Below are 5221 nucleotides of genomic sequence, written 5' to 3'. Positions count from 1 at the left end.
GTGAAGGGCCAGGTTCTCAGACGGGCAACCCAGCAAGATCTCCCGGCTCAAAGCGTCAAGAAGACCTTAGGATGGGGGGGAATACGTGGGAGGAAGTGCTTTTGGTGAGCGAAGCCGAGATTACCCGGGCGGTGCAGGCCCAGTACGAGACGTTCCCCTACCCTCCTATTCCTTACGACCGGCCCTTTGAGGGCTTCTCCAGTCTGGGCAGCTATACCTTGGCGCAGTACGCCCGCACCCGTAGGCTGCAAGAGCCCGCAGGAGCCAGGTTTTTGGTGGCAGGGTGTGGCACCGGCTGGGAGGTGCATGGCATTGCCGCCAGCAACCCCGGCTATGGGTCGGTGGTCGGGATCGACATCAGCCGCCCGGCCCTAGAGATTGCCCAGAAGCGAATTAAGCACCACGGCCTACGCAACTGCTCTGTGCAGTACGGGGATCTAATGGATCCCTCTACCTGGCCAGAGGGCAGCTTTGACATGATTAGCTCCTACGGGGTAATCCACCACACTGCCGATCCCGTCAAGGCTTTGAGGAACTTGGCCTCGCGCCTAGCTGCCGACGGGGTGATGGCTCTGATGCTCTACAACCGTTCCGGCCGTTGGCACCTCTACCGCATTCGCCGCGCTTTGGAGCTGCTGGGCATTACTCCGCCGGCCACTCCGGAAAAAATTGAATTCGTGCGGCAATTGTTAAAGGCAGCTCATCCTACTTCCATGCTGGCCCAGCATGCCAAGGCCCACCAGGACTACTACCTCCACGATGAAAATATCGTCGATAACTTTTTCCACGCCAACGACATCCCTTTTGACATCGGCGAGATTCCTGACCTTTTGGCCCAAGCCGGGCTGGAGTTTATCGATGTCGCCCCCTACTCGGACTATTGGAATGCCAGGCCGTTGATTGCCGCCACCCACCCGGAGTTCCATCGCCGCTACGAGGCCCTTGCTCGCATCGACCAACTGCGGGTCATGGAGTATCTGGAGCCTCTGTATCACACGCAAAATCTCTTCTGGTGTTGCCATCAAGGGAAAAAGGTGGACCACTGGGATCCCTTTACAGTCGAATTTTTTAAGGGATCCCGCTGGCAGCTCAACCCCTTGTTTGTCCGCTATGGCAGCGTGCGCTACTGGGATCAAAAAATCCCCTTTTCAGATCTGTTGGGCAAGCTGGATCCGGCCCAGATCCTGACCCAGAAGATGGATATTTTCTGGCCCGTCGCCCGGATCCCTGGCAAGATGATGGCCTCTACCCGCTACCAAGTGGTGGAGCTGCTGCTGCCCTTGGCCAATCAAGCCCGTTCTGGCGCTGAGATCCTGGCTGCCCATGAAGAGAGAGCCGACCACCTTCTCAACCTATTTCGACAGTGGGAAGCAGACCGGTTAGTCCTGCGGGTTGCCTAGCTTCTGGTTATTCCAAACAGTCCAAATCACCAGGGTCAAAGTCTGTTCCATGCTAAGGTTGTATCATGCATGACCGAGGACGGTGCTTCTCCCCAGGCATGTTTGCGCCGGCGGTGCGGAGCACCTCTACTGGGACATCTTCGCCACAGCTTTCCCTGTGAATAGAGCTGGCAGATCTGGATCCCGATCAACATCCATGGCAACCCCAACGCCAGAGCTGGTAGGAGGCAAGGATGGCTGACTACAATCGCGGCATTATGAAGTTCAAGGGGGCAGATAGCCCAATTGTCGTTTTGATCTCGGCAGGAATTGTGGCCGGTGTGGTTTCGGCCCTGATCTGGTGGGCTTTGCACTTTGCTTACGCAGCTTGAGTCTCAGCCCATATCAGAAGCCGAGGTCAGTTTTTCCTACATTGCCAGCCTTCCGAGCAAAGGAGGGAATTGGGACGAGGCTTTCTTGCAACGCTTGCGGCAGTCTCTTCAGCGTTGGTACCGTGAACACGGGCGGGATCTGCCCTGGCGCCGCACCCGGGATCCTTACGCCATTTGGGTTTCGGAAGTGATGTTACAGCAAACCCAGGTGGCAACAGTTATCCCCTACTTTCAGCGCTGGATGCAGACCCTGCCCGGGATCCCAGCACTGGCGGCAGCCCCCCAGCAGCAGGTGCTGAAACTGTGGGAGGGCCTGGGCTACTATCGGCGGGCCCTGAACTTGCACAAAGCTGCCCAAATTTTGATGCGGGAGCGAAACGGTGAGTTCCCCAGGGATCTGGAGCAGGTGTTGGCTCTGCCGGGGATCGGGCGCACCACGGCTGGCGGCATTCTCAGCGCTGCCTTCGATCAGCCTTTGCCCATTTTGGATGGCAACGTCAAGCGGGTGCTGGCTCGCTTGGTGGCTTTGCAGCAGCCTCCGTCCCAGTGTCTGTCCCTGCTGTGGCAGCTTTCCGAGCAATTGTTGGATCCCGTGCAGCCGCGGGCTTTTAACCAAGCCCTGATGGATTTGGGGGCTACCGTCTGTCGTCCCAAAAAGCCTCACTGTGGCCGGTGCCCTTGGCAAGCGGATTGCAGCGCCTACAATCGAGGTCAACACCAACAATTGCCTATGTCTGCACCCCGTGCCTCTCGTCCTCACAAGCAAATCGCGGTTGCCATTGTTCTGCGGGGAAAAGAAATCCTTATCGATCGACGACTGGAAAGCTCAATGCTCAGCGGGCTGTGGGAGTTTCCCGGAGGCAAAATCGAGCCGGGAGAAACGGCTGCCGAGTGTGTAGTACGGGAGGTAAAAGAAGAAATCGGCATCGATATCGAGGTGGTCGCGCCGCTAGCCACCGTCGAACATGCCTATACCCATTTCACCGTTACTCTTATCGCTTTTATCTGTCGCTACCTGGGCGGAGAAGCCCAAGCCCTGCAATGTAGCGAGGTGCGCTGGGTCAGCCCGGCGGAACTGTCGGAATTTCCCTTCCCGGGAGCCAATCAAAAGTTGTTTCCCCACTTGCATGCTTGGCTGGCGGAGCATGGGAACACCTTTGAACACACCTAATCTGCCAAATGGCTTGGGCCCCTCTGGAGCAGTTGCCCCAAGACATTCGGTAGGATAGTAGATGTCCTGCTGCTGTGAGCTACGGATATGCTTGTCACTCTGGAAAAAGCGGGGGAGATTCTGGCCAAGGGATCCCACACAGCCATCACAACCACAGATGGCAAGATCGCGCTGGTGCCCAAGGGAAAAGAAACCCTCAAACTGACGGCCAACGAAGCCATTAACCTAATGTTTTACGTCGTCCGCTCCGCTGAACCGGCAGAGACGGTGATGGCCCAACTGGAGGAGGCAGTTGCCAAAGCTCAAGCCCCCGATCCAGCCGAGGAACGGGCCAGAAAATATCGAGAACTTCGTGGCATCTAAACGGATGGGCACTCGTGCCGGTTGGATCCCTTCGCAAACTGGAGAGAGACCCCAAAACAAAGATTAAAAGCAGGAGGAGCTAAGGGCGACGAACTTTCCATTGGTGGTCCACCCCAGCAACATTGGCTCCTGCGGTTGAATGGCCCGTCCGGTGAGAGCACAGCATTGGGCTTGGTGGGCCGTGGCCGGGAAGCTGGCCCGAATATCCTCAGGACTGAGGGTGGCAGCCCCTTGAGAGTGACGCAGGACATAACTCCAAAGAATTTCCCGTATGAGGGCCTGGTAACCCTGATTTCCGGCCAACGCCTTCAGTCGCTGCTTCAGCTCACGTTCCAGCCGAATGCTGGTCACTTCCATCTGGGTCGTGGGAATGGGGGAATTGGCGCGAATGGGCATGCAGGGATCCTCCCTCGAAAAGCCTATACTACTCCTGTAGCATAGCTGGCTTACCGCCTGAGCGGGGATCCCGGCCTGGGTGAGATGGCTCAGGTCAAAATGGTTGCAAGCTGTGCAGTTCTGACCGCTAAGGCAACGTCAGCACCTGAGTGTATGGTTGAGTTGATCCCGCCCCGTCGCCGTGCCTTGGAGCATTTGCTGGCCCGCCTTGGATTCAGGGATCCGGCTTTGCTGGAACAACTGCGTTGGGATCTGCTGGATCAGGCTCTGATTCACCCTTCTCTGGATGGCCGACGGAACAACGATCGGCTGGAGTTGTTGGGGGATTCTGTCCTGCGGATTTTGGTTACGGAATTCTTGTTTCAGTCCTATCCCCATCTGTCGGTGGGAGAGCTGACCGCGATTCGCTCCGACCTGACCAGCGATGCTTACCTGGCAGAACTGGCGGATCTGCACGGCTTGGATCGCTACCTCGAGGTGGGATCCAGCTCTCAAAACGACTTGGCCGGACGGGGTCGGCGGCTGGCGGATGCTTTCGAGGCTCTGCTTGGGGCTTTTTATCTCAGTTGGGGTATTTACACGCTGCCCAGGCTGCATCCCTGGCTGGATCCCTACTTACACCGACGAGTGGAGCAATGGTTCCAAGACCCCACTCGGCGCAACCCCAAAGCAGCCCTGCAAGAACTCACCCAACGCCTTTGGGGCAGCCTGCCGGAATACCGCCTGGTGGCCGCCCAGGAGCATCCCCCCCATTTCACCATGGAAGTTTGGGGGCAAGGGCGGTGCTGGGGTCGCGGTGAAGGTCGCTCGAAAAAGGCTGCGGAAATGGCCGCCGCTGCCCAAGCCTACGAACACTTGCAGTCGGAGCAGACATGAGAGGCAGCCACCGCTACGAGTTGGCCAGTTGGTTGTTTTTGCTGGGGAGCAGCCTGTTTGCGGCGAGCGAGGTGATGACCTTGGGCAGTGACCCCTCTCTGTGGGATCCCGCAGCTCCAGCCTTTCTCAATCTCAAGGTTGTCCAAACCCTGCTGGGAATAGGAGCCAGCCTCCTGTTCGTCGTAGGTAGTGCTCTGTTCATCCTCGATGCCCGTCACCGCTGAGATGTGCACCCTACCCAAAACCACAGCAGCCCTTCTCCGAGAGCAACAGAGGCGAATAGATGAGAAGCTTGCTAATAAGGACTTCTTCCGGCTACGGGATCCGCAGGCGAGAGCATGACTCTAGTCAATGATACGCTGGACTATACTGAAAGTAATGTACAGTATGTTCAGTATAGCTGCTTGGTATGGCTAGGTATGTAAAACCGAGAGAAGCAGCGGATTATTTTGGGGTGTGTCTCCACACTTTGAGGCGATGGGAACAGAAAGGCTGGATCAATGCAATACGTACACCATCCGGTAGGGCGAGAAGGTATGACCTCGACAGCTACATTAAAACGCCAAGAAAAACCAAACGAGTCGTTTTGTACGCCCGAGTCAGCAGCCGAGAGCAGAAACCAGACTTGGAGAGACAGATTGCAA

General features: G+C 57.0%; 8 protein-coding genes. 7 read left to right on the top strand and 1 reads right to left on the bottom strand.

The features are described 5' to 3' along the window. The first annotated feature begins 71 nt into the window (after positions 1–71). The 4 genes from NW837_RS11855 (at position 72) to NW837_RS11840 (ending at position 3305) form a co-directional block, all read left to right on the top strand. Entirely contained in the window at positions 72–1400 is a 1329-nt protein-coding gene (locus NW837_RS11855; RefSeq protein ID WP_414331759.1) for a class I SAM-dependent methyltransferase, read from the top strand. Between the two features lie 233 nt (positions 1401–1633). Then, positions 1634–1771, top strand: coding sequence for a hypothetical protein (locus NW837_RS11850; protein WP_011432392.1), 138 nt, complete (start codon positions 1634–1636; stop codon positions 1769–1771). A 94-nt stretch (positions 1772–1865) separates the two neighbouring features. Beyond that, positions 1866–2942 carry an A/G-specific adenine glycosylase gene (mutY, locus tag NW837_RS11845; protein WP_414331757.1) on the top strand — a complete coding sequence of 359 codons (1077 nt, stop codon included), beginning with the start codon at positions 1866–1868 and terminating at the stop codon, positions 2940–2942. A gap of 87 nt (positions 2943–3029) precedes the next feature. Continuing rightward, complete coding sequence (locus NW837_RS11840; RefSeq protein ID WP_011432394.1) at positions 3030–3305, top strand: hypothetical protein; 276 nt, start codon at positions 3030–3032, stop codon at positions 3303–3305. Between the two features lie 63 nt (positions 3306–3368). On the opposite strand, the gene NW837_RS11835 is transcribed toward NW837_RS11840, so the two are convergent. Further along, on the bottom strand, positions 3369–3701 hold the full coding sequence (locus NW837_RS11835; protein WP_414331755.1) for a hypothetical protein: 333 nt from the start codon (positions 3699–3701) through the stop codon (positions 3369–3371). Between the two features lie 153 nt (positions 3702–3854). On the opposite strand from NW837_RS11835, the gene rnc reads away from it, so the two are divergent. The 3 genes from rnc to NW837_RS11820 all read left to right on the top strand — a co-directional run. After that, complete coding sequence (rnc, locus tag NW837_RS11830; protein ID WP_414331753.1) at positions 3855–4577, top strand: ribonuclease III; 723 nt, start codon at positions 3855–3857, stop codon at positions 4575–4577. After that, positions 4574–4801 (top strand): hypothetical protein, encoded by a 228-nt coding sequence (locus tag NW837_RS11825; protein ID WP_414331751.1) that lies wholly within the window; start codon positions 4574–4576, stop codon positions 4799–4801. Before rnc ends, NW837_RS11825 begins: the two co-directional genes overlap by 4 nt. A 185-nt stretch (positions 4802–4986) precedes the next feature. Beyond that, a partial coding sequence (locus NW837_RS11820) for an IS607 family transposase (RefSeq protein WP_414331749.1) occupies positions 4987–5221 on the top strand: 235 nt, incomplete at its 3' end.

Source organism: Synechococcus sp. R6-10 (assembly GCF_047461815.1).
In the GTDB taxonomy this organism is placed as follows: Bacteria; Cyanobacteriota; Cyanobacteriia; order Thermostichales; family Thermostichaceae; genus Thermostichus.
The sequence above is the reverse complement of the archived record's forward strand: the minus strand, read 5'-3'. Positions and strand labels throughout refer to the sequence as shown.

Coding starts and splice junctions, on each gene's coding strand:
- rnc (WP_414331753.1), top strand. CDS start 3,855: ATGGTTGAGTTGATCCCGCCCCGTCGCCGTGCCTTGGAGCATTTGCTG.
- NW837_RS11850 (WP_011432392.1), top strand. CDS start 1,634: ATGGCTGACTACAATCGCGGCATTATGAAGTTCAAGGGGGCAGATAGC.
- NW837_RS11825 (WP_414331751.1), top strand. CDS start 4,574: ATGAGAGGCAGCCACCGCTACGAGTTGGCCAGTTGGTTGTTTTTGCTG.
- NW837_RS11840 (WP_011432394.1), top strand. CDS start 3,030: ATGCTTGTCACTCTGGAAAAAGCGGGGGAGATTCTGGCCAAGGGATCC.
- NW837_RS11855 (WP_414331759.1), top strand. CDS start 72: ATGGGGGGGAATACGTGGGAGGAAGTGCTTTTGGTGAGCGAAGCCGAG.
- NW837_RS11835 (WP_414331755.1), bottom strand. CDS start 3,701: ATGCCCATTCGCGCCAATTCCCCCATTCCCACGACCCAGATGGAAGTG.